This window comes from Halobacillus halophilus, assembly GCF_020171985.1.
GTDB classification, from domain to species: Bacteria; Bacillota; Bacilli; order Bacillales; family Halobacillaceae; genus Halobacillus; species Halobacillus halophilus_A.
Genome location: NZ_JAIVAL010000015.1, coordinates 97,543 through 121,548, shown reverse-complemented (window position 1 = coordinate 121,548; position 24,006 = coordinate 97,543). Strand labels below are relative to the sequence as shown.

At 41.8% G+C, this 24,006-nt stretch carries 22 protein-coding genes; 18 read left to right on the top strand and 4 right to left on the bottom strand.

Features of this window, described 5'->3' with window-relative positions; translation table 11 throughout:
- Positions 1-503: 503 nt before the first annotated feature.
- Positions 504-1,250 (bottom strand): IucA/IucC family C-terminal-domain containing protein, encoded by a 747-nt coding sequence (locus tag LCM11_RS18925; protein ID WP_224895831.1) that lies wholly within the window; start codon positions 1,248-1,250, stop codon positions 504-506.
- Positions 1,251-1,510: 260 nt separating this feature from the next.
- Between LCM11_RS18925 and LCM11_RS18920 the strand changes: the two genes are divergently transcribed.
- From LCM11_RS18920 to LCM11_RS18905, 4 genes are all read left to right on the top strand, one after another.
- Positions 1,511-3,406, top strand: coding sequence for an IucA/IucC family protein (locus LCM11_RS18920; protein ID WP_224895830.1), 1,896 nt, complete (start codon positions 1,511-1,513; stop codon positions 3,404-3,406).
- A 6-nt stretch (positions 3,407-3,412) separates the two neighbouring features.
- The gene (locus tag LCM11_RS18915; RefSeq protein ID WP_224895829.1) at positions 3,413-5,401 is read left to right on the top strand and encodes an IucA/IucC family protein; all 1,989 of its coding nucleotides are present in this window, start codon (positions 3,413-3,415) and stop codon (positions 5,399-5,401) included.
- A 24-nt stretch (positions 5,402-5,425) separates the two neighbouring features.
- The gene (locus LCM11_RS18910; protein WP_224895828.1) at positions 5,426-6,631 is read left to right on the top strand and encodes a type III PLP-dependent enzyme; all 1,206 of its coding nucleotides are present in this window, start codon (positions 5,426-5,428) and stop codon (positions 6,629-6,631) included.
- A gap of 95 nt (positions 6,632-6,726) precedes the next feature.
- Positions 6,727-7,242: an RDD family protein gene (locus LCM11_RS18905; protein ID WP_224895827.1), complete on the top strand. Its 516-nt coding sequence runs from the start codon at positions 6,727-6,729 to the stop codon at positions 7,240-7,242.
- 177 nt (positions 7,243-7,419) lie between these two features.
- Here the strand turns inward: LCM11_RS18905 and LCM11_RS18900 are convergent, their stop codons facing one another.
- On the bottom strand, positions 7,420-8,829 hold the full coding sequence (locus LCM11_RS18900) for a Na+/H+ antiporter NhaC family protein (protein ID WP_224895826.1): 1,410 nt from the start codon (positions 8,827-8,829) through the stop codon (positions 7,420-7,422).
- Between the two features lie 207 nt (positions 8,830-9,036).
- On the opposite strand from LCM11_RS18900, the gene LCM11_RS18895 reads away from it, so the two are divergent.
- From LCM11_RS18895 to LCM11_RS18840, 12 genes are all read left to right on the top strand, one after another.
- Positions 9,037-9,897 carry a GAF domain-containing protein gene (locus tag LCM11_RS18895; RefSeq protein ID WP_224895825.1) on the top strand — a complete coding sequence of 287 codons (861 nt, stop codon included), beginning with the start codon at positions 9,037-9,039 and terminating at the stop codon, positions 9,895-9,897.
- A gap of 95 nt (positions 9,898-9,992) precedes the next feature.
- Positions 9,993-10,433: an SRPBCC family protein gene (locus tag LCM11_RS18890; RefSeq protein WP_224895824.1), complete on the top strand. Its 441-nt coding sequence runs from the start codon at positions 9,993-9,995 to the stop codon at positions 10,431-10,433.
- A gap of 109 nt (positions 10,434-10,542) precedes the next feature.
- Positions 10,543-11,682, top strand: coding sequence for a DEAD/DEAH box helicase (locus LCM11_RS18885; protein ID WP_224895823.1), 1,140 nt, complete (start codon positions 10,543-10,545; stop codon positions 11,680-11,682).
- A gap of 185 nt (positions 11,683-11,867) precedes the next feature.
- Positions 11,868-12,611, top strand: coding sequence for a CAP domain-containing protein (locus tag LCM11_RS18880; protein ID WP_224895822.1), 744 nt, complete (start codon positions 11,868-11,870; stop codon positions 12,609-12,611).
- Positions 12,612-12,885: 274 nt separating this feature from the next.
- Entirely contained in the window at positions 12,886-13,890 is a 1,005-nt protein-coding gene (locus LCM11_RS18875) for a LacI family DNA-binding transcriptional regulator (protein WP_224895821.1), read from the top strand.
- Positions 13,891-13,916: 26 nt separating this feature from the next.
- Positions 13,917-14,870, top strand: a complete 954-nt coding sequence (locus LCM11_RS18870) for a sugar kinase (protein ID WP_224895820.1) — start codon at positions 13,917-13,919, stop codon at positions 14,868-14,870.
- 9 nt (positions 14,871-14,879) lie between these two features.
- Positions 14,880-15,530, top strand: coding sequence for a 3-hexulose-6-phosphate synthase (gene hxlA / locus LCM11_RS18865; RefSeq protein WP_224895819.1), 651 nt, complete (start codon positions 14,880-14,882; stop codon positions 15,528-15,530).
- Positions 15,502-16,056 (top strand): 6-phospho-3-hexuloisomerase, encoded by a 555-nt coding sequence (gene hxlB, locus LCM11_RS18860; RefSeq protein WP_224895818.1) that lies wholly within the window; start codon positions 15,502-15,504, stop codon positions 16,054-16,056. Before hxlA ends, hxlB begins: the two co-directional genes overlap by 29 nt.
- A 14-nt stretch (positions 16,057-16,070) precedes the next feature.
- The gene (locus tag LCM11_RS18855; RefSeq protein WP_224895817.1) at positions 16,071-16,712 is read left to right on the top strand and encodes a bifunctional 4-hydroxy-2-oxoglutarate aldolase/2-dehydro-3-deoxy-phosphogluconate aldolase; all 642 of its coding nucleotides are present in this window, start codon (positions 16,071-16,073) and stop codon (positions 16,710-16,712) included.
- A 38-nt stretch (positions 16,713-16,750) separates the two neighbouring features.
- On the top strand, positions 16,751-17,788 hold the full coding sequence (locus LCM11_RS18850; RefSeq protein WP_224895816.1) for a TRAP transporter substrate-binding protein: 1,038 nt from the start codon (positions 16,751-16,753) through the stop codon (positions 17,786-17,788).
- A gap of 68 nt (positions 17,789-17,856) precedes the next feature.
- On the top strand, positions 17,857-18,336 hold the full coding sequence (locus LCM11_RS18845) for a TRAP transporter small permease (RefSeq protein WP_224895815.1): 480 nt from the start codon (positions 17,857-17,859) through the stop codon (positions 18,334-18,336).
- Complete coding sequence (locus tag LCM11_RS18840) at positions 18,333-19,622, top strand: TRAP transporter large permease (protein ID WP_224895814.1); 1,290 nt, start codon at positions 18,333-18,335, stop codon at positions 19,620-19,622. Before LCM11_RS18845 ends, LCM11_RS18840 begins: the two co-directional genes overlap by 4 nt.
- Positions 19,623-19,653: 31 nt before the next feature.
- Here the strand turns inward: LCM11_RS18840 and LCM11_RS18835 are convergent, their stop codons facing one another.
- Positions 19,654-20,289: a hypothetical protein gene (locus LCM11_RS18835; RefSeq protein WP_224895813.1), complete on the bottom strand. Its 636-nt coding sequence runs from the start codon at positions 20,287-20,289 to the stop codon at positions 19,654-19,656.
- Between the two features lie 189 nt (positions 20,290-20,478).
- On the opposite strand from LCM11_RS18835, the gene LCM11_RS18830 reads away from it, so the two are divergent.
- Positions 20,479-21,876 (top strand): amidase, encoded by a 1,398-nt coding sequence (locus tag LCM11_RS18830; RefSeq protein WP_224895812.1) that lies wholly within the window; start codon positions 20,479-20,481, stop codon positions 21,874-21,876.
- Positions 21,877-21,917: 41 nt separating this feature from the next.
- Here LCM11_RS18830 and nagZ read toward each other — a convergent pair whose 3' ends face one another.
- Positions 21,918-23,156 carry a beta-N-acetylhexosaminidase gene (gene nagZ, locus LCM11_RS18825; RefSeq protein WP_224895811.1) on the bottom strand — a complete coding sequence of 413 codons (1,239 nt, stop codon included), beginning with the start codon at positions 23,154-23,156 and terminating at the stop codon, positions 21,918-21,920.
- Positions 23,157-23,455: 299 nt separating this feature from the next.
- Between nagZ and LCM11_RS18820 the strand changes: the two genes are divergently transcribed.
- Positions 23,456-23,920, top strand: coding sequence for an NUDIX hydrolase (locus LCM11_RS18820; protein WP_224895810.1), 465 nt, complete (start codon positions 23,456-23,458; stop codon positions 23,918-23,920).
- Positions 23,921-24,006 lie beyond the last annotated feature (86 nt).

Here is a 24,006-nt window from a genome sequence, read left to right as displayed (position 1 = left end):
AACATGATTTCGAGCTCCCTATTTCGCAAGGTCCGGAGGGGGACGATGAAGACTTCTGCGGGATGAACATGATCGGTGAGATCCCGCAGGGCTGTTAAGCCCGAGGAAGCTCAGCACATATAAGAAGTTCGACTAAGACCGCCACGTCCTGTGGCAACGTCGAACGACCCTGCATCGTGCAGGGCCGAAAAGCGAAATCGTCCTCCGCAGGACCTTCCGCTCAACAAATGTCTCGAAATCAAGTCTTCAACAAAAGGGAGCTTTTCTGTAAAGTCCAATGTGAATTAACTTAGTGAAATTTAAAAGGGTAATTGGAGATAGGGGCGAATTTATTAAAGCCAGATTATTTAAGCTTTGGCAGTTGAAGAATTTACTAAACTCCTGCGCATGAAGCCGCAAGGAAGTTCAGGATCTTCGGGCGGCTCTGCCACTCGCAGAAAAGGGCAAATGAAATGAGCAAAACTATTAAAAAAGGAACTTCCGACCTCGGGAAGTTCCTTTTTTTATAGCCGGTCGTCCCGTTCTTCATCAGAAATAAGTGGACAGGTGGGACAGCACTTGGCTTTATTGGCTCCGTGGAGCATATATTTCATACAGCAATGCCTGCGTACATAAGTTTTCTTGCCATTGTCTGCTTCATAAAAACGAAAATCGAAATGAAGCGGGTTCCTCATATTCTGACTAAAACATACTTCCGTAGTAAACCAGCGAAAAACTTTTTCTGCATAATCCTCATGCTGAGGATGGATCTGAATAAATTCCCTGTATTTTTGATGAAGGTTATGAGACACAATAGACCGCATATGAGTTGACCTACAACCTGCGGTCTGCGCAACTCGCTGAAATAAAGGCTGTAAATGTTGTACAAGGTACGTATGGATCAAATCCTTTACCTTTTTCTCGGAAAGCTCATGAGTTGAATAAACGGCCTCTTCTGAGATGATATAATTCATCTTGTTTTTTTCCTTTAGTTCAATACCAACATTTGGGGGCTTCATATCGAGAATAAGTTGATGTTTTACAATCATTTCGAATAATCCCATGGTAATAACCGAATACATCTTTCCAAAAAGAAGTCCTGTAATGGCCATGCTCGGAGCACCTAATTGATGCTGTTGAATTTGGATGAGCTGCTGAATACTTTCTTTATCATGAATGAGATCAGCCACCTTGTAGGTGACCTGACCTTCGTATGACTCGCCAATATAGATTCGATGATTGTTTTTGATTTGTTCAAATGCAGTGTTCATATCTATGACTCCCACATTTTTGTATTTTTCCACCAAAAACCTTGGAAATGATAACTGTTATCAATTATAAAATATTTTTAGAATTCCAACAACAGCTTGCAATCATATTTAATAGGGGAAGGCACGTATGCTAGTTGAAGCGGCCTGCAAGTTACAATCCTAGCTTTAGAAATCAGCAGGCAAAGCATATATAATTGAAAAAGCGTTTGTTAAATGAAGTTTAAGAATGGACTTGGAATCCTTTATCGAGGTGAAATAATATGGAAGAAACAATGCGTGCAACACCCTTCATACAGAACGAGTATCCCCAATTTAGAGAAACTTACCCTGCTCATGCAGAAACAGCTGAAAAAGTAATTCTTCATCAGCTGATTCAAGCCATTATACGTGAAGGAATTGTCCGCTATGAGTGGGCCGGGGATTTGTCCGCAATTTCTATTCCATTGGGCAAGGGAGGAAATCTGTATATAAAGGTTTCCAGAAGGTACCGTTTAGGGCATCTCGATATAGAAGATCATGTACAGTATGTGGATGAGACAGGAAACAGGCATACTATCCACTCACCTGAAGATTGTCTAGATATACTATTTGAGGGTAACGAGATTTCTGAGACTCAATTAGCTTTTTATCAAGAGATCAGGAATAGTGTTGAGAATTATGGGCTTGCACTAACCATTGCTGAACATCGGGCGTTGGCTGTAAAAGAAGAAGCATGGGGGTTACAAGCGTCAGATGCTTTGTCATATGCTCTTAAGAAAAAGCAGGAGAGTACATCCTTTAGTCCTTTAACCTTTTTTGAGCAGTGGGTCATCCAGGGACATACCATTCATCCGTGCTCCCGTACACGACTGGGGATTTCCTTAAAGGATATGACTCAGTATGCACCGGAATGGGAAGGGAGTCCGTGTGTTATTCCGCTGGCGGTTCATCATAAATATTGCAGAATGACCACTAAAGAGGAACAGACAGTCAAATCAATATTATTTGAAGAGTATCCAGAGTTGAAGAAGTCTTTTGAGGAGATGTGTGCCGCGAAAGATTGCCATCCTGAAGAATATGAAATTATTCCTATTCATCCATGGCAGTTCCGTCATACACTGCCTATCTACTACCAGGAAGCATTAGAAAGAAATAGAATCATTCCCTTAGAAGATGCAGGGATTAAGATGGCTGCGCTTATTTCTTTCCGTACTCTGGCTCCGTATCAGAATCGTATGAATCACCATATAAAAACCGCTGTGAATGTCCAAATGACAAGTGCGATCCGGACGGTTTCGGCAGCGTCTACTCAAAATGGACCTATCTTATCGAAATTGTTTCAAGAGGTGTTCGCAAACGATTCCGCGCTTGCCTCTTCCTTAACTATGATGAGTGAACCTTCAGGGATTCATTACGAGCCGGAAGGGACAGTCACTGAAGAGGAACGTCACTTTTTACAGAAGAATGTAGCGTCTATTCTTCGTGAAAACCCGGAGAACACACTCGCTGAAGACGAAATAGCTGTACCTGCTGCTTCTTTGTTAACTGAATCTCCGATAACGGGAGATTTAATCGTCGAAGAACTGGTCAAGCGTCAAGAGAAAGCGGGTTTTGCAAAGTCAGCTGCAGCTTTTATTCAAGAATATGCCCGGGCTTTGTTACCTGGCATCATTACGCTTATTACAAAGTACGGGATTAGTATGGAAGCTCACCTTCAGAATTGTGTGGTTGTATTCAAACATGGGCAGCCGCAAAGGGTCATTCTTCGGGACCACGGAGGTATCCGAATAATGAATGAGCGGTTGAATCGCTTTTTTGCTCAGCAGCCGATCAATCCGAGTACGAACGTATTGACAGAACAACGGGGAGAGCTTCTGGATATATTCTCGCATGCTGTTCTGCATAACCATCTTGGGGAAATCATTGTTGCTTTAGTCAGACATTCAGGTGTCGAAGAAGATGTGTTATGGGAAGCGGTAGAAGGAGTTCTGCGCGAAGTATATGCATCGTTAGAAGAGAACACTCTGACAGCTGAAGACGCTGTAGAGGACTCAGCCATTATTTTTTCAAGTCCTTCAAGGATGAAAGCCCTTGTGAGGATGCGCTTAATGAATCAATACACGGAAAATAGTTATGTCGACATTGCCAATCCATTTTCACCCGGAAGTGAGGTGTAACCAATCATGACGATCCCTCTACCTAGACTTGAGAAATACGGAAAAGTACCCCCGCTTTTAGAAGAACAGAACTGCTTAAAGTTTCTTTATGAGAAGAAATCAGAATACGTTCCCCGGTTTCTTGACTATATAGAAAAAGGAAGAAAAGGAATTCTCCACAAATTAGCGGACTCCATTTTAAGAGAGAATATTAATGATTATTATAGCGGTGCGATTGATTTAAAAAAGCAGGGAGAGACCCTGTTCATTAATGAAGAGCCACAGGCATGGGAAGGGATTTACAAGCAGTTGCAGTATTTTCCGCTTCAGGAAGAGTTGAGTTATAAAGTGGTTCAGTTTGAGGGATATGCCATCCTTTTTCCTGTTAAGAGGGAATACTCGTTTCATCTCGTTGAAACGAGTGGTGACCTTGTTTATCTGGGCGAGCATGAGATCCGGATCATTTCGATTGCCTCCGAGCTCGTTCGATTAATGTTTACGAAGGAAGAGTATCCAAACAGGGATGCCTTCATTCGGGAACTGGATAATGGGACAGCGAATTTAACGCTCGCATATATGTACAATGACAGCTGGAAAACGGCCATTAAACGAGAAGCATCTCAGCTGGAGGCGTCAACTACGTTCGAGTACTTAGAGGAAAAGCAAAAGCGCTCGTCTGACTTCTCTAAAAGTTTATTCTTTGAACAGCTTGTTGTGGAAGGTCACCATTTACACCCAGGAGCCAAAACGAAGCTTGGTTTATCTTTTCAGGAGGTTTTTCAGTATGCTGGGGAATTTCATCAGTCATTCGAAGTCCGTTTTGCGGCAGTTCGAAGGGATTATCTTAGAACAACCCTGGAGCAGGGAAGCATACTGAAGGAATTTTTTCCGAAGGAGTGGCATGATGCCGAAAAAGAGTTGATGTGCAGAGGATATAATGCTGATGATTACGATGTGCTGCCGGTTCATCCATGGCAGTTTGAACATGCCATTCCTTCTATCTATGAAGAAGAGATTCGCCGTGAAGTTATGATCCTATTAGAAGATCCAAAGTTAAGCGCACAAGCAACTTCTTCTTTTCGAACGGTAGCTCCCCTGAACAATGAAGCGCCGGTCCTGAAGCTTGCCGTAAATAGTCAGATGACCTCTACGGTTCGTTCCATTTCTACACAAACAGCTATGAATTCTACCATATTTTCTTCCATGATCGAGGAAATTATGGATCAAGAGGGGCATTTGGACGGATTTGTTCCGCTGAATGAATTAGCAGGAGCGGCTTTTAAATCAGAAGATCATTTGAAAAGTAGAAATCTTACGATGCTAATTCGTGAAAATATGGATGCAAGGATTAAAGAAGATGAAGCGGCTATTGCAGGGATGGCCCTTTATGCAGAGTCTCCTGTTACAGAGGTAACAATACTTAAAGAGCTGGCAGAACAGATCAGGGTAGAGGAAAACTTGACGGAAGCGCAGGCAGCGAGGGCGTTTTTTAACGATTATATTGAAATCGTAATCCCCGCGTATATTACTTTGATGGTTAAATATGGGGTCGCGCTTGAAGGGCATCTTCAAAATAGCATCCCGGTCTTTAAAAAAGGACGGCTGAGCCGCTTCTTTTTCAGGGATTGGGGAGGCTCCCGTGTATACGAACAAAGAATTCGTAAGCAACACTTGAATCCTTCTTTTGCTGCTGGTTCGGTTTCCGTCACCAATGACCTATCAGAGGTGCATAACAAGTTGTACTATACGGTTTTTCAAAACCACCTCGGTGAGATCATCAGGCAGCTGGTGCTGTATTCAGGTTTGGAGGAAAAGGATTTTTGGAAACAGGTAAAGTTAACATGTGAGAAAACCTTTGAAAATCTGCGGCAAGATCCGAATTTAAGGGAAGCAGTAGAAGAGGATCGTGCATTTTTATATCAATCTTCTGTGATGCATAAGTCACTCACGAAAATGCGGCTGACGGACAGCAAGGAATATGGCTATAATAAAGTCCCGAACCCATTAGCGTATTAAACAGGAAAGTCGGAGGAATCAGTCTTGATTACCAATGAAGAACTTACATTCAAAAAGTATATAAATGAAAAACGTAAACAAACGAAGGATCCGATCTGCGCCTATATCTATGACTTAAAGCAGCTGAGGGATCATGCAGCTGCTATTAAGGAAACCCTTCCATCATTCTGCCAGCTGTATTATGCCGTAAAAGCCAATTCTGATCAACCGTTGTTAGAGACTCTGAATCCGATCGTCGATGGATTTGAAGTGGCTTCAGAAGGTGAAATAAACAAGGTAGCGGCAGAAACAGAAAAACCAATGATTTTTGGGGGTCCTGGAAAAAAAGATCGTGAAATTGAAGCGGCTATTCATTCAAACGTAGAATACTTAAACGTAGAAAGCCTCCATGAGCTGAATCGAATCAATTATATTGCCAAAAAGAAAAACATAAAGGTGCCTATTCTTATTCGTGTCAATTTGAGTGTAAACATTTCAGACAGCCACCTGCGCATGTCTGGGGTACCCTCTCAGTTTGGAATAGATGAACGTGAGGTCCCCGCTTTTATTGAGGCAGCCCTTGACGCTGAATTTGTTTCGATTGAAGGTTTTCATTTCCATGCTATGTCCAACAACTTAGATGCAGAGGCCCACATTCATTTTGTTAAAGTCTGCATAGACAAATCCAAATGGTGGCGAGAACAATTTGGTTTATCCGGGATGATCGTGGATCTGGGCGGCGGTATTGGAATCAACTACTGGAACCCAGAAGAGCCATTTGACTGGGAAACACTTGCCTCCGGTATTGCAGGGCTGAGAACAGAAGCTGAAGACCTTACCTTAATCATAGAAATCGGACGGTATATGACGGCAGCGTGCGGATCTTATCTAACGGAAGTGCTCGATATAAAAAAGAATCACGATCAGCATTTTGCTGTGATCCGGGGCGGTTCGCATCATCTTCGTCTTCCTGCTGCCTGGAAGATGAGTCATCCGTTTAAAATTTATTCAGTAGAAGACTGGGACTATCCTTTTGCACGGCCTGAAGTTTCAAAATCGGAGGTTACGGTTGCCGGGGAGTTATGCACACCAAATGATGTGCTCGTTCGAAAGGAGTATGTGGATCGGCTGCGGGCAGGAGACATTGTCGTATTTGAATATGCAGGTGCCTATGCCTGGACCATTTCACACCATGAATTCTTAAGCCATCCCTACCCCGAGATTATGTATATAAATGCAACTGAAAAATAAGTCTGTTTATCCAGCTGTGCGCCCCCATAAGAAAATGGGGGTGCTTTTCTATATTTGCGAAGGGTATAATAGTTCCAAAAGGAGAGGTGCCAGCTATGTCTTTTTCCCTCTTCAAAACACGATTATATGCTTTTGTGCTGGATTATCTCATCATTGTATTATACGGATTGCTTGTGGTGGGAGGTATTTCTTTTATACTGAGATCATCGATCACCCCTTTATTTTCTCATTCTCCCGTAACAGCTCAATGGACAGGCTTCCTGCTTATCACGTTCCCTGTTTCACTTTATTTCATCATTAGTGAGCAGTCGGAGTGGAAGGGGACTGTTGGAAAAAGGAAGGCGGGAATTTGTGTTGTGGATCTTACAGGGGAGCGGATAGGAATCGGACGTTCTATCCTTCGAACAACTATTAAATTCCTTCCCTGGGAAGCTGCTCATTTTGTAGTCTGGAATTTAATCCTTCCCTCTGGTTTTTCGGAGAGGACTCTTTATGTCATATTAAGCGTTGTATATATCACGGTGTTTTTGTATTTAATCCTTCCTCTTACCAATCCAATGCGAAGAAATGTCTATGACTGGGTGGCAGGGACAGCCGTGATAAACAAGTAAAGAACTTCTTGTTAGATGAAGTTCTTGAAGTAAACTTAGCGATCCCACAGAAAAGCGACTTATTTTCCAACCAGCCCTCCTCCTTTTAAGGTAACGGACACATTTATCTTAAAACTGAATCTTAAACATACGGGAGCTTATCTTGAATTGGAATTCGAAAATTTACCGATGGGGGATTTAAAAGAAAAAGGAGAGGCCAAAGTATAAAACTGCTGCAGCCGAAGCGGCCCATAAAGCAGGCTTCAACTTGAACTTAGCATATTTAATGGCATTCAAATTTAAAATCCCCGCGGTCGTATTGGTGTCGTCGCTCAAAGGAGAAGCAAAAGCACCAAATGTCCCACTAGCAAACACGGCACCGATGACCATCGGAAGAGAACTGCCCGCCACAGCGGCTATGGAAACACCAACCGGCATAAGAATTCCCCAGGTCCCCCATGATGAACCAATGAAATAGGAAAGCCCGCATCCGACAATAAAGATAATGACGGCTACGAATCCAGGAGGAATCCATCCGAACCATGAGGAAATGGTATCTGCAAACGCAAGAGCTTCCGAACCCTTACTAAGCCCCCATACCGTTCCCAGTAAGAGGATAACCCCCATTATTTCATTTCCCCCATAGATTAAGCTGTCCATAATTTTTTTTAGCGGCAATGCTGTTATTTTTAAATAAATGACGAACCCGATCAGAGTAGTAACTACACCTAAAACCATGGCGTCTAACACAGCATCGTTGATCAGTGCCTTAAATCCCTGCTCGCCCTCCTCGACTCCTACCATATACATAAAAAAGAAGGTTAATACGATTACGCTTGCCAGCGGCACAATTAAGTTCCAGGGCTTTGCCGGCAGCTCCTTAGTTACGGCAGGGTGACAGTCCTGCCACTCATCATCATCCTTGCCCTGATCCTGGCTCATATCTTCAGCATCAGTGGCAGGTTTTTTATTACGATGAAAAAAACTTAAATAGAAACCTACAATCAGCATAGAAAAAGCAAAGAAATTAAAGGGAATACTGCTGATATAAAGAGAGTACGGATCACCTTCTGCATTCGCCTGCTGTAACGACAACTCGATCACAGATGTCATGTAACCAACGAAGGCAGTGGCTACAGGGATTAATACGACTAAAGGGGAAGCAGTTGTCTCGATAACAAATCCAAGTTCCTGCTTACTCATCGGAATATTTTTCCGCATGGCTTTCATAACAGGTGCAATGGTTACGATGCGAAAACTAGGAGCACTGAACGTACCGAGTGAGGATAGCCAGGTAAGGATAAAAGCGCCCCTTTTTTTATCAATACGTTCTGTGGCTTCCTGTACAAACCCTTTAATCCCACCGGACACTTTCACAATTCCTATTAAGGCAGAAAAGGCGTAGAGAAAAATAATAATTTTCATATTATTTTCATCTGTCAGACCCTGAACGATGAACATGAAACCTGTCATCATCCCTCTAAGCCAATGTGGATCTACCAAGTATCCAGCTACAATTACGGCAAATAATAAACTAGGGATCACCTGCTTGGTCCAAATGGCTGCTAATATAACGACTATAAAAGGAATAATGGCAATCCAGTCCATAATAGATGTACCTCATTTCGCACGATTGATTTTTATAGGTTGTGTGGAGTTGGCAAAAGATATTCCTTTCGCTTATTGGATTTTAACTTTGAATAAAAACATTACTTAATAGTGACATATTTGTTACTGTAAAAGGGTAGATAACGAATAGCGTTTTCCAGTATAGTCAATATAAATGACGTAAGAGTATAGAAAGGTGAGTTAGTTATGAATCATCCACCTAAAAAATTTTTAATCCCAAGAAACTTTCAAGACTTTGAAGAAGTAGCAAGGAGTATTATAGAACTGATGGATCAATCCACTGATCTTCATACTTTATTTTTCACCTCAGATGACGGAGAAACTTGTAAAGTTGTACAAGTAGCCAGTCAAAAGGAACCCCTGGTATCAAAGGGAGAAACCTTTCCTTTAGATGGGACGCTCTGTCAAAGGAGTCTCGATCACGGGAAGAAAGCATTTATCATTTCTGATCTGACGAAAGAAGAAAAAGGTCAGGCCATTTTGGGAAAGCGGCCGCTGGAAGAAGGCAGTTTTATAGCAGTTCCTATTTTTTATAAAGATGGATCCAATTATGGAACCATCTGTGGACTGCATTCAGAGCCCTTACATTTTTCCCGGGAGAGTATTGAATTGTTTGAAACCATGGCATCGCTCCTGACTTATGTGCTTGAACTTGAGCGTGCTAAGGAACAGATTAATCAATTGTCCGCACCTCTTGTTCCTATCACGGAAAGCGTAGCGATCTTACCGGTAATCGGGGAGATTAGTGAGGAGAGAGCGGATATGATCATTCAAATGACTCTGCAGAAAAGCCAGGAATGGGAGCTGGATGATCTAGTCATAGATTTGTCAGGGATTTCGAATATCGATGAGACAGTCGGGGCTTCTTTATTAAAAATTGTGAATATACTTAAGCTAATTGGGGTTACCCCTGTAATTACAGGAATGCAGCCGGATCTTGCTGTGAAAGCAGTGGATATCAGAGATGAATTAAAAGAGGTGGAGAGTCAGCCAAACTTAGGGAGCGCGCTTAAAAAACTGGGCTTTTCTTTAAAAAGAAATAAGTAACCTATTCTAATATTGTTTAATTGAAGCAGGGATATAAGGTGAAGTAGAGAACTATTTTAATTGAGGATTGATTCTGTGTGTTCCGGAGGGTTTTTATGTCTTTTCTTGAAAAAAGTATAACCATTAATAAGCCCGTTAATGAAGTTTTTGAAGCCGCTATTGATTTCAAAAACAGCCCTGAAATTATGGATGCTGTGATTAAAGTTGAATTATTGTCGGAAGGACCGGTCCGGGAAGGTTATCAGTTTAAAGAAACAAGAGAGATCAGAGGCAGGAAGGCTTCCTCTGTGATTGAAGTGACTAAATTTCTGAAAGACCAGCGTTATTCTGTACAAAGCGTCCAGAACGGTCTTGACTTGAGATATCATTATACGTTTTCCGAAGTGAGTGATGGTACGAAGGTAGAATTTCGCGGGGAACTTTATACAGAAGGGCTTCGTAATAAGCTGGCCAGACCTTTGATTGAAAGAATTATTAGAAAAGAGGATCAGGACCACCTTGTCCATTTGAAAAATTATATCGAAACCAACCATTAATCGTGTATAATATAAAGCAAGCTATGGATTATGTATAAAAGGTCTCTAAACCATCCAATATGGTATGAGGCCTCTTTTTTTTATGATCGAAAGAAAGGATATGAAAAATATGAGTAATCACCAAACAGAATGGTTTAATGAACTATCTCCATTTCTAAAGGAAGCATGGAGCAATTCTGGATATGAAACCCTTACAACGGTACAGGAACGCGCCATTCCGCTCGTTTTAAATGGAGAAGATGTATTAGGGGAAGCTCCAACCGGAAGTGGAAAAACGCTTGCCTATCTTATTCCTCTGCTTCATAAAATCGATCCTGACCAAAAGCACACCCAGGTGCTTATTTTAGCTTCTTCTCATGAACTGGTCATGCAAATTAATGAAGAGGTTCAGAATTGGACGAAAGGAAGCGGTATTAATAGTACTACCCTTATTGGCGGAGCAAATATCAAACGTCAAATGGAGAAACTGAAGAAGAAGCCGCAAGTGGTGATTGGTACTCCTGGAAGAGTTTATGAATTAATGAAAAAGAAAAAAGTTAAAGCTCATGAAATCAAAACAGTGGTCATGGATGAAGCCGATCAGCTGCTTGTACCGGAACATATTCGAACGGTTAATGATATCCTGGAAAGTATGCTCAAAGACCGACAGATCCTGTTATTCTCAGCAACGATGCCTGAAGAAGTAATTGACGTAGCACAGGAGTTTATGGACGAAGAAACAGAAGTCGTACGTGTGGAAACCGAAATACAAAAGCCGGATGTCGAGCATACGTATATGGTGTGTGAAGATCGGGATAAGATTGAAGTCCTTCGTAAGCTTGCCAGGATGGATGGATTTAAGGGACTTGCATTTCTTCAGGATATAGCGAAGTTGAATGTATTTGCCGAGAAACTAACCTATAAAAACTTAGACCTCGGTCTTTTGCATAGTGATGCAAAGAAAGAACAGAGAGCTAAAGCAATTAGAGAGTTTCGTAAAGGTGAATATTCACTGCTTTTAGCCACTGATGTGGCCGCAAGAGGTCTTGATATTAAAGATATTAACCATATCGTCAATTTAGATGTACCGAAAGATGCTACCGCTTATATCCATAGAGCTGGACGTACAGCACGGTTAGGCGCATCGGACGGGACGGTAATATCCCTTGTGAATCCAGTAGAACAAAAAAGGTTGTTGAAGCATGCCCGTGATCTTGATTTATCGATGCAGGAGAAAGTGATCTATAAAGGTTCTCTAAAAGACGCTTGATTAATTGGATCAAGGGGTATTCTTTAGTAAAGAGTTGTGAAAGCTTAGGATAAATGAATTAGAGAATAATTTTATGGAAACGATTGGCTTATTCCCTTTGCTTGTGGTACCTTCCCGTGAATGAGATAATAGACTTATCAGTAACCTCTAGACTTTAGGCAACTTGATGATAAGGAGTGGAGTAGATGATTAAAAAACTCCTGTTAGTAATAATAGTAGCTGTAATTATTGGAACAATAGCTGCCCCGTCCTATGCTCAGGAAATATGGGAAAATAAAGACGAGCACCTCGGTTCGGTCACGGAGAAAGCCCACCAGGTGGGGAATTGGTTCAGCGATTGGGATGCTTCCAGCCCCTTAATTGAAGAACTTAAAAAATATTTTGGAAGCGGTGAGATGCCGGAACCTGAAATAGAAACTAGTCCTGCACCTGTTGTCCCTGAAGATAACCAGAATGCTGAATCTGCAGAACGTTCTGGAGAAGAAGTTAACAAGGAACAAGCCGATCTTACTACTTCTTCTCTTAAAGATTATGAACCTTCTGAGTATGAAAAAGAAGTAGTAGCGCTGGTGAATGAAGAACGGGCTGCAGAAGGCTTGAAGCCTCTTGAAATGTTCAATCGTCTAAGTGGACTTGCGGTTGTAAAATCCGAGGACATGGCTGAAAAAAATTATTTCAGTCATACATCTCCTACCTACGGCTCGCCATTTGAGATGATGGATGAATTTGACTTCTCTTATTGGGCCGCCGGTGAGAATATTGCGGCTGGCCAACGAACGCCTGAAGAAGTCGTGGAAGGCTGGATGAATAGCGAAGGACACCGGGCCAATATTTTAAATGATCAGTTTACACACATTGGGGTAGGTTATATAGAAGACTCTGGGAAATATGGTACGTACTGGACTCAACTGTTTATGAAACCTCGTTAATAATAACGACAGCGAACTGCGCAAAAGGCGACCCTTTTTGCGCAGTTTTTTTAATGATCAGAGAATAGAGAGGAAGAAATTTTTCTGATAAAAGAAAATTGGTTGAAAGCCTCATTTCCATGGGGTTAAAACCTTCCAGGCAGAGAATCGAACGAAAAAATTCAGAAAAAAAGGTTGTAAAGCGCTTTCATGTATTTTATACTTTCACTAAATCGATTTAGTAAATCGGTTTAGTAATTTAGAAATAATCAAATAAAGATATGGAGACTAGCCGATGAAAAAAATAACAATAGCCGATGTAGCTAATCACGCAGCGGTCTCAAAGAGTACTGTGTCGCAGTATTTAAACGAACGATATGACTATATGGGTGAAAAAACTAAAGCAAGAATAAAAAAAGCAATAGAAGACCTAGGTTATCAACCAAATATTGTGGCTAGAAGTCTGAAACAAAAAAGTACTAAAACTATAGGAGTTATAGTGGCGAACATACTACACACCTTTTCGACAGAGGTGAGCAGATCTATTGAAGATGTGTGCAACGAGGAAGGTTTTCATACCATTGTTTGTAACGCAGACGACGATCCCATAAAAGAAAAGCGTTACATTGAAATGCTAAGAGCCAAGCAGGTGGACGGACTTATCATTTTCCCTACTGGGAATAATAGAGAATTGTACCAGCGCATGCTCGATGAGAAATACCCTGTAGTATTTCTGGATCGCTCGGTTCCAGATATCCCGGTCTCCTCCATTATGCTAGAGAATGAAGTGGCATCTGAACTTGCGGTAGATCATTTTGTGGAAAGAAACTACAACAGGATTGGACTTATTACTACTTCTATCATTGATAGTATTACACCACGTCTTGAAAGACTGAAAGGTTATCAAAATGCTTTAACAAAGCATGGTATACCAGAAAACGAGAATTATATCAGCAGTGTAGCTCCTCAGGAGATACAAGCTGCTTTGGATCAGATGCTAGGGCAAAAACAGCCCCCGGAAGCTATACTTGCAGGTAATGATCTGGTTTTAGTGGAGGTATTAAAATATGTGAAGCAAAAGGATCTCAGAATACCGGAAGATCTAGCCATTATCGGCATTGACGACGTATCCTTTGCAAGCTTTTATACCCCGACCATTACAACAGTAGCTCAGCCTACATTCAAAATGGGTAAGATGTCAGCCGAGCTTTTGTTAAATAAAATTAAGCAGAATAAGATACGAGATGACCGGCCTGATTACCGTTTTAAGCCAACTTTAATGATCAGGGAATCGGTTTAATTAGCCACTTGAGGAGGATCGAAAATATGAATGATGTTTTAACTATAGGCGATGCAATGATCACGCTTGATCCTTCCCAGACGGGACCTATGCGGTTTGCCTCTACTTTTCAAAGGAAAGCAGGAGGAGCAGAATTTAATGTTGCTATCGGCTGTGCTCGTTTGGGACTGCAGACGAGGTGGTTGAGCTGCCTAGGAAATGATGAGTTTGGAAAGTATATTAGGAATTTTGCGAGAGGGGAAGGGGTGGATACTTCTGCGGTGAAACTTCTGGATAATTACCAAACCTCGCTAAACTTTAAAGAGATTCGTGAAGGAGGGAATGGGAAGACCTTCTACTATCGTTATCCCTCTCCAACGACAGAACTGACGGAGAAAACATTAAATATAGATTCCCTTAGAAATACTAGATTACTTCACATTACAGGAGTATTTGCAGCCATTGACCCTCAAAAGAATATTCCTTTACTTAAGCGGGCCATAACCATCGCTAAAGATCATGGAGCCCTTATTTCCTTCGATCCAAACATTCGATTGAAACTATGGAGCAAAGAAGAAGCACAGAAAAACCTAAAACAATTACTTCCTTACGTAGATATTATGCTAACAGGGGTAGACGAAGCCGCCCTGCTCCTCGGAGTTAGTCAGCCTGATGAAATCATCGATGCCTGCAAGCAATACGGAATCTCCACCATTGCTATTAAAAAAGGAGCAGAAGGAGCTATTGGTTACTGCGGGAACGAAACATTGAGTCTTCCGCCTAGCAAACCAGCGAAAGTGGTCGATACCGTGGGAGCTGGGGATGGATTTGATGCCGGATTTATATTCGGGATTCTTAAAGGTTGGGGTCTTGAAAGGACATTAAGATTTGCTAATACTATTGGCGCCATGGTTGTTAGTGTTTATGGCGATAATGAAGGCTTGCCAGAGCTGGAAGAAGTGTTAATTCAATTAGGCGAAAGAGAATATGTAGAACGTTGAGGTGATGAAATGAATCTTCAGATTGCGTTAGATCGTTTAACCGAGGAAGAATGTATGCACTTGATTCAGGCAACCTATGAATCTACAGATTGGATTGAAGTAGGTACAGGCGTCATAAAAGAATACGGGATGAGTATCATTCGGCGTATTCGAAAAGAGTATCCTGAGAAAGTGATTGTGGCAGACATGAAAACGTGTGATGCAGGAAAGCATGAGGCAGCTCAGGCATTTGATGCCGGGGCAGATATTACCACGGTTATGGCTTTTGCTGCAGATCAGACCATTCAAGATATGCTCCAAGTTGCTGAAGACCGAAACAAAAGAATTATGGTAGATCTTTTAGGGATAACAGATCAAGAGAGATTGAAGCAGTTAACTGCTGTGGGAGTGGATTTAGTTAGCCTGCATTTTGGTAAAGATATGCAGAAATCAGGAGAGATGAGTGATGACTTATTTTCTTTAGTAAAGGATCTTCCATCTCTTGAAGTAGCTGTTGCTGGAGGAATTAACTTATCTTCGCTGCCAACAATCCTCGCCCATGAACCAGACACTTTAATTATTGGGAGTGGGATAACCAAGCAGCCGGATCCTAAAGAAACAGCATCTCTTCTGAAAGGAGAAATTGATAAATATGAAGCAGACGATTCTGACGGTCAGTAATGAAGTTTCCGAAGTACTATCGCTTATAGATGAAAATCAGGCTACAGAGGTTTCGTTGTCTATCAACCAGGCAGCCAGAATCTTTGTGACGGGGGAAGGACGTTCAGGGCTGATGGGGAAGGCCTTCGCCATGAGATTAATGCATGGAGACTATCCCGTGTATGTCACTGGAGAAACCATAACCCCGAGCATTGAAGAGGGTGATCTATTAATCGCCATATCCGGATCTGGCTCGACGGCTTCTATCTATCAACAGGCTTTAAGTGCTCACAACGCAGGAGCAGAGGTTATAGCAATCACCACTAATCCAGATTCTAAGCTTGCCGAGATCAGTGATAAGAAATTGATTGTACCGGCAGCCACTAAGAAACGATTGCCAAGTGAACCAGAAACGATCCAACCACTCGGCAATCAATTTGATCAATCTCTCCACTTACTTTTAGATGCCATTATCATTTACAGCTTAAACCAGCGTCCGATGAGTTCATATGAAGAAATGACGAAACGGCATGCCAATTTAGAGTAAAAGAGGAGGCGGACATGACACATTTACAGCAGTTAAAAAATGCGAAAGTTGTCCCGGTTATCAGAAAGGCCAAACAAGACCAGATCGTAAACATAGCCAAATCTTTGCAAAATGGCGGGATTAAAGCTATTGAAATCACCGCAGAAACACCAGGCTGTGCCACAATGATCACACAGGTGAAGCAAGAGTGTAAGGAAGAATTTTTAGTAGGGGCAGGCACCGTACTTGATGGAGAGACAGCTATCCAAATGATAGCGGCTGGTGCAGATTTTATCGTGGCTCCAACACTAAACGTTGAGACAATACGGGCAGCCAATAGATATGGAAAAGTTTGTATACCAGGGGCGTTCACTCCTACAGAAATTCTAACTGCTTATGAATATGGAGCGGATATGGTGAAAGTTTTTCCAGCAAGCACTATGGGTCCAGAATTTATTAAAAGTATAAAAGGACCGCTTCCTCAAGTTTCAATTATGGCTACAGGTGGCATTCATTTAAGCAACATGAAGGAGTTCTTAGAAAGTGGAGCAGAAGTTGTCGGGATAGGAAGTCAATTGGTTTCAGCAAGTAATCTCAATAGTGAAAAAGATTATAAGAGATTGGAAGAATTAGCGAACGAGTATGTGGATCAAGTTTCTGTAATGGAAAATTTATAAAAATTTGAAAGCGTATTCAAATAATAGGAGGTTCATTTATGCAGAAAAAATCATTTTCTATCATTGTTCTTGTAATCGCCGGTATGGTTTTTGCGCTAACAGGTTGTGGCGGAAGTGGAAACGAAACAGGGGGATCATCAGGTGAGGGTGAAGGCGAAAGTTTGAAGATTATTGCAGCGCATAACCAGACTTCACCGGAAAACCCTTATCAAATTGGAATGAAAGAGTTCAAGAAAGTTGCAGAAGAAAATGAAAATGTAGAGGTAGAGGTACACGCTGGAACATTAGGAACTAGCGAGTCTGAGTTAGTAGAAAAGCTTAAACTAGGTGGGGCAGATGTTGTGTTAGTATCTCCAGGATTCATGTCTAAGACGGGGATCCAAGAGATTGATATGTTTGCTACTCCTTATATTTTTGATAGCTACGAGCATTGGGAAAAAGTAGTAGATGGAGAAATTGGCGATCAAATGGCAGATATCATTAATGAAAAATCTAATAACGACTTTAAGCTTCTTGGCTACTGGACGGCTGGAGTTCGTCATTACTATGGTAAGAAGCCTTTGAATTCCATGGAAGACATTAGTGGAATGAAATACCGTACGCAAACTTCCGGTGCAGTTGCTAAATATTGGGAAAGCACAGGGGCTGTTCCAACGGCAGTAGCATGGGGTGAGCTTTACCAGGCCCTTCAGCAAGGTGTAGTAGATGCTGCCGAAAATGCTTATCCTTACTTTGTCCAGCAGAATCACCACAAAACGGAAAACGGAAAATATATTACTGAAACAGCTCATGATTACACCACACGTTTCTTGTTAATCAACGGGAAAAAATTTGATTCATACAGCGACGAACAAAAGCAAACAGTTATGGAAGCGGCCGAAGCGGCTGTGAAGAAAGAACGCGAAGCTTTATATGCTCAAGAAGAAGAGTATAAGCAGCAAGCCATAGATGATGGTGCAGAAGTTAACCAGATCGATCGTGAACCATTCATTAAAAAGGCAGAAACCATTCAAGATGAAACAGCAGAAAGAGTAGGCACTCAAGATATGCTTAAGAAAATAAGAGAAATGAAGTAGAAGAAGGCTGGGCACAGTTGACATTGTGTCCTTCCCTTTAGTCTTCTTTAAGGAGGGTAAGTGAGAGCATGCTTATAAAATTATTAGAACGAATTCAATTGGTTATTGGCGTTTTATTTCTTGTCGCTTTCTTTATCACGATTGTGATCCAGGTTGTCACAAGGTTTATGGGAGTGTCGGCAGTATGGACAGAAGAAGTGGCTACGTACTCTTTTATCTGGGCCGTTTTTATGGGGGCCTCTGTCATGCTCAACCGCAGAGAGCATTTCAATTTTGATATGCTTTTAAAGAAGTTTAAAGGGAAGGGCAGAAGTACTTTATATTTGGTAAATGATTCAATTCTTTTAGTGTTCACACTAGCTATTACTTACTATGGCTGGCAAGCGGTACTAAACTTCTGGAACTACAATTGGGTTTCGCTCCCGCAATTAAAGATGGGGTATGTTTGGATTTCTGTTCCGATTATGGGGGGAACCATGGTGATTTATACATTCGCCCACATCGTAAGAACGCTTAAAAACTTCAGTCAGAAGGAGGCGGCCCAATGATTGGTTCCATTCTAGTCGTTCTATTCATTCTATTAATGCTGATCGGGATACCAATAGCGTTTGTCATCGGAATCGTGGCGATGATCGGGATTTTCAATGTTCCTTATATCCCGGAGGTCACTGTTCCAGTGAAAATGTTAAATGGTCTAGACTCCTTTGTGTTAATTGCTGTGCCATTATTTATTCTTGCGGCTAATCTCATGAATAGTGGCCAGATCTCTCAAAAGCTAATTAACTTCTCGCTCTCGATCGTCGGTCACATACGCGGCGGCCTCGCTCATGCTAACATCTTAGTATCGATGATCTTTGCAGGAGTGTCAGGTGCTTCGCAGGCAGATACAGCCGGAGTAGGTAAAATTCTTATTCCTAATATGAAGAAGCAGGGATATGATACGGAGAATGCCGTCGGTATAACTGCTGCTTCATCTACCATCGGGGTTATTATCCCTCCTAGTATCCCTATGATTATATATGCGGGTCTTACTAATGTATCCGTTGGTGCTCTATTTATGGTAGGGATTATCCCTGGGATACTGGTCGGATTAGGTATGATGATTATTGTTTATGTATTAGCACTGAAAAGAAATTACCCTACTTATCAAAAGGCTTCCATGAAAAACTTCGTTAAGCAATTTCTAGATACGATACCTGCTTTAATGACACCTGTAATATTAATTGGAGGTATTGTTACCGGGATTTTTACAGCTACAGAAGCAGCAGCATTCGCTTCTTTATATACGGTCCTTGTAGGAATGTTTTATTATAAAACATTAAAACTTAAAGATTTCCCTAAGATTTTAGTGGATACTCTTACGTTAAGCTCTCTTTCCTTATTTGCCTTAGCAGCAGCTAATGCACTGGGAGAATTAATGAGTTATTACCAGTTGTCGATCTGGGCTGAGCAGTTCTTCACGAACAATATCGGCAGCAAATGGCTGTTTCTATTAATCATCATTGGCTTTTTCCTGTTTGTAGGAACATTTATGGATGCTATACCGGCAATGATTTTGTTTATTCCTGTCATTCTTCCGGTAGCGATCAGCTTTGACGTGAGTCCTATATTATTAGGGATCATAACCATCATGACCTTAGCGGTAGGGCTCGTTACGCCGCCGTATGGACTCTGTCTATTGTTAGCAGCTAAGATTGGAAAGCTTCCAGTCGAACGATCATTTGTGGCTGTTTTGCCTTACATCGCAGTGGTCCTGGTCGTACTATTGGTCATTGCTTTCATTCCAGGAGTGGCTTTTTACCTGCCAGAATTAATTAGTCCTAACTTATTTTAAGACGAAACAGTCAGTTATGCTGGCTGTTTTTTTATGAATTTTTTTCTTCCGTCAAAGAATGCACGTATCCTTTTACAGTAGGTCGGTCGGTATGGCTTTCCACATTAGCCCATTGAGTAATAATATAGAATAGAGTGATAAGCATGGCGGCAAGGCCTGCATTCATGAAGCCCGCCGAAGGACGTGAACCGTAATAGTAAAAAGCTACTTCATGATAAATAAAAAATACAAGAGTGGTAAGCGTGAAATAAGCAAATCGTGACATGAATGAATTAGATTTGTGAAACGGGCAGGAAAGCAGCAAAGGCGCCCAATAGATAACAGAGGAGACAGCTAATAAGAAGAGATGTAGAAAAAAGCCGTATCCACCGGGAATTATAGAGAAAGCTTCAAAGCTGACTAAGACACCGAAAAAGAAAATGAAAGCACTGGAAAGCAGAAGGTGGCTGCTTGAGACCAGCCATCGAAAGGATTTACGAAACCAGAGATGGTTTTGGTTCGCATACAGGATAAACAAGGGCGAAGCGCCAAACGCAATGAAGCTTCGGGCAAGGTTTACAGAGGGTGTATCACTAATTAAATTTAATGTGAATAATACAATAAGGAAAGAGGCGAATCCAATTATCCAAACTAGCTTTCGACTTCTAAGGGGGAAATGGGTTTTCATTCACGTATCCTCTCCTTTGACTTTGCTATAATTTTCCCTGGCTGGATGAAAATAAACGCTGGCTTGTTTATTTATTAGTGGAAAGTCCTTCACTGTTTTCTACTTAAGGTTAAAAGACAGAGGTGTAGTAAATAGTTTATTTTTGATGGTATTTCATAGAAAATTAGAAAGGAAAGGGAGGTTGATTATATGGAAATATATGAACTTCATGACTTAGATGGGACAGGGCAGCGGCGTTTAATTGAAGAGAATAAATTGAAGCCTGAGGAAATTGTTAATCACTATAAGGAAATGATTGATCGTAAGAATCCTGAGCTCAATGCAGTTGTACATAAGACTTTTGATAATGCAGCAAATATTAATAGAGATGGGGTGTTTAGAGGGCTTCCGTTTCTAATTAAAGATTTAAATGCGATGGAAGGATACCCGCTTTCCTACGGTTCTAAGATAATGGAGGGGTTTAAAGCATCAGCAGATGATGAGATTGTTAGACGCTATAAGCAGGCAGGATTAACGATTCTAGGTAAAACGAATACACCTGAATTCGGCTTTACGCCCGCTACGGAATCTGTTCATCTTGGCTTCGCAAAGAATCCTTGGAACCATAACTATTCCCCGGGCGGGTCAAGCGGGGGAGCTGCAGCGGCTGTAGCATCTGGAATGGTTCCGTTTGCTCACGGTAGTGATGGAGGGGGATCCATTCGAATTCCAGCATCGAACTGTGGAGTGTTTGGACTCAAACCGACCAGGGGAAGGACACCTTTTTCCATGCGTTTGAATAGTTTCGCCGTTAGTCACGCTCTAACCCGTTCTGTTCGGGACAGTGCGGCACTTCTCGATGTTTTGGAAGGTCCGCAGATGGGTGATCTGTTTGCTACCCCTGCTTACGAAAAACCTTACACGGAGGTACTTAAAGAGGAGTTAGGCACCCTTAAAGTAGGCTATCTGGCTGATTTCGGGGAATTGATGGACATTGCACCCGATGTGCAGCAAGCGGTGAATGAGACTGCCCATTTGCTGGAATCCTTAGGACATCAAGTAGAAGTTGCTTATCCTGATTTTGATTTGCACCGTTTCATGGACGCATACGTGACGGTTTGGGTGCTTGGAGGAGCGCTTGCTGTTCAGGATGCTGCCCAAATGAATGGAAAAGCACCATCTGCTGAGAATCTTGAAAGAATGCTCTCTACCTTGATTGATAAAGCTTCTCGATTTACAGCTATGGAATACGAGCAGGCCCGAATGTTCTTAGCTTCTGAAAGTGAGAAAGTTCATCGATTTTTTGAGAATTATGATGTGCTGCTTCATCCGGTTACTTCTAAGTCGGCATTGCCGCTTGGCTGCTATAATGGAGAAGAAAATACGATTGATGAGATTCTCGCGGTGTCAGCTCAATATGCTCACCTTTCTCCTAATGCCAATGTGACCGGCCAGCCTGCCATGAGTGTCCCGTTGTACTGGAATGATCAAAATGTGCCGATCGGCTCACATTTTATGGCGAAGTTTGGGGATGAAGCCACGCTGTTTAAATTAGCCGCCCAGCTTGAGGAAGCTAAACCCTGGTGGTATCGTTATAAAGAAATTTAAAAAAGAAAAGCGTGTTTCCCTACGATTAAAGGGAAGCACGCTTATTGGATTTGATTCCATATCTTTTCAATTCGCTTATTGAGCTGAGGTATTTCTTCGGTCTCCTCATATGGTTCACTTAACTTGTAAGTTTCCTTTTTCTGAAGAATTCGTGTGACGCTGGTATTTAACTGACTTTCTGGAATTTGCCCGTCCCTCACGGCTTTAATAAGCGAATCTTTCACATTCTGAAATTGACTTGTATCTGTTAATAAAACCATATCCGCTCCTGCTTGTATCGAGAGTACGGCAGCTTCACTTGTTCCATAATTATTGGAGATAGCTCCCATAGCCATATCGTCCGTAATGACAAGCCCATTGAAATCAAGCTGTTCTCGAAGAATCCCTGTAATAATGGTTTTAGAAAGAGTGGCAGGGTATTGCTGATCCAGTTCAGGGAATAAAATGTGAGCGGTCATAATAGCATCTGCTCCTTGTTCAACAGCCGTCTGAAAAGGTACCCATTCGAAATCCCGTAACTCTTCTATAGATTCCTCCACGACAGGAAGGTCATAGTGTGAATCCACAGACGTGTTTCCATGGCCTGGGAAGTGTTTGACCACGGGAATTACCCGTTCTGATTGTATGGCTTGCATCGCAGGAATGCCCATATTTTTCACGCGCTCTGGAGTTTCGCCGAAGGAACGATCTCCTATCACCTGATTACTCGGGTTGTTTACGATATCAAGTACAGGTGCAAAGTTCATATTAAAGCCAAATGCTTTCACTTTTTCAGCTAATAGTCGTCCTGTATGTCTAGCAAGCTCTGTATCGATTGTGTCCCCAATTTTTTTGCTGGCAGGAAGATTCATGATGGCGCTGTCCGGAATTCGGCTTACCCGTCCGCCTTCTTCATCTATCCCTAAGAAAAGGGGAGTAGGATTGGTCGCATTTGCCTGGCGAATGGAATCGACTAAATCTCTTAGCTGTGGGGCGCTCTCAACATTTCGCCCGAGTAAAATCACACCTCCGACCTGATTCTGGCTGATCATTTCTTTCTCCTGATTACTTAAAGTAAGTCCCTGGACACCAATGTACAGGGTCTGGGAGACTTTTTGTTCCATAGACCAATGTAAGAGAGGGGAGAGAGAACTTTTCTTTTCGTTCGCTCTTAATGGCATTTGGGAGTGGGGAGCTGCCTCTTTTGACTCGTTCTGAGTATCCCCTCTGATGTTCGTTATTAGAAGGATAGCTGACACCACCACAAGCGTTAGTCCAATAGCTGTAAGGATCCGTTTCAAAGTTATGCCTCGCTTTCAAATGAGAGTTTTTACTGCTGTCTATTTTTTAAGTATCCTGTAGTCGTTGAAGACTTCACTATTCAATTGAAAAGCAACTCATGGTAAGTGCGTCCATATTTTACCACCTCAGGTCAAACAAATATTACCATATGATTTATTTTAACACAGGCTTTGGAGAGGGGCTCCTCCTTTAATAAAGTCCGGATAACTTGAATGGGGAAATAAGAAAGTGATTCAATGAGAAGTACAAACGAATTGAACAAAGCGCGTGTAAATAAAGATAAGGGAGTACATTATTTATGGACTATATTACATACATCCGTTCGAAAGTAGGGAAAGAGCGTGTCATTATGACCGTATGCGGTGCATTTGTTATAGATAAACACAACCGTGTGCTTCTACAATTAAGGGCTGATACGCAGACGTGGGGGCTGCCGGGAGGCTTTATGGAGATGGATGAAAAAGTGGAAGACGCAGCCAGACGGGAAACGAAAGAGGAAACAGGACTTGAGCTTGGAGAAATGGAACTGTTTGGTGTGTATTCAGGGACAGAACTGCATAAAACGTTTCCCAATGGGGATCAGGTCGCTCTCGTCCAGATTTTATTTACTTGCAAAGAGTTTACCGGGACCTTTAATTTTCAGGATGGAGAAACATTAGATGCCCGCTTTTTTCCGTTGGATCAATTGCCGGATCAACTATTTGAGAAGCATAGAATATTCTTAAACGATTACATAAACAAGAAACCTCCTGTTATAGGGTGATGGATGAAGGCATATACTTGTGGTATAATGTAGTCAGAATTGAACATTCGAAAGGCCGCAGCGTCCACTGCGGCCAGACAGGCAGC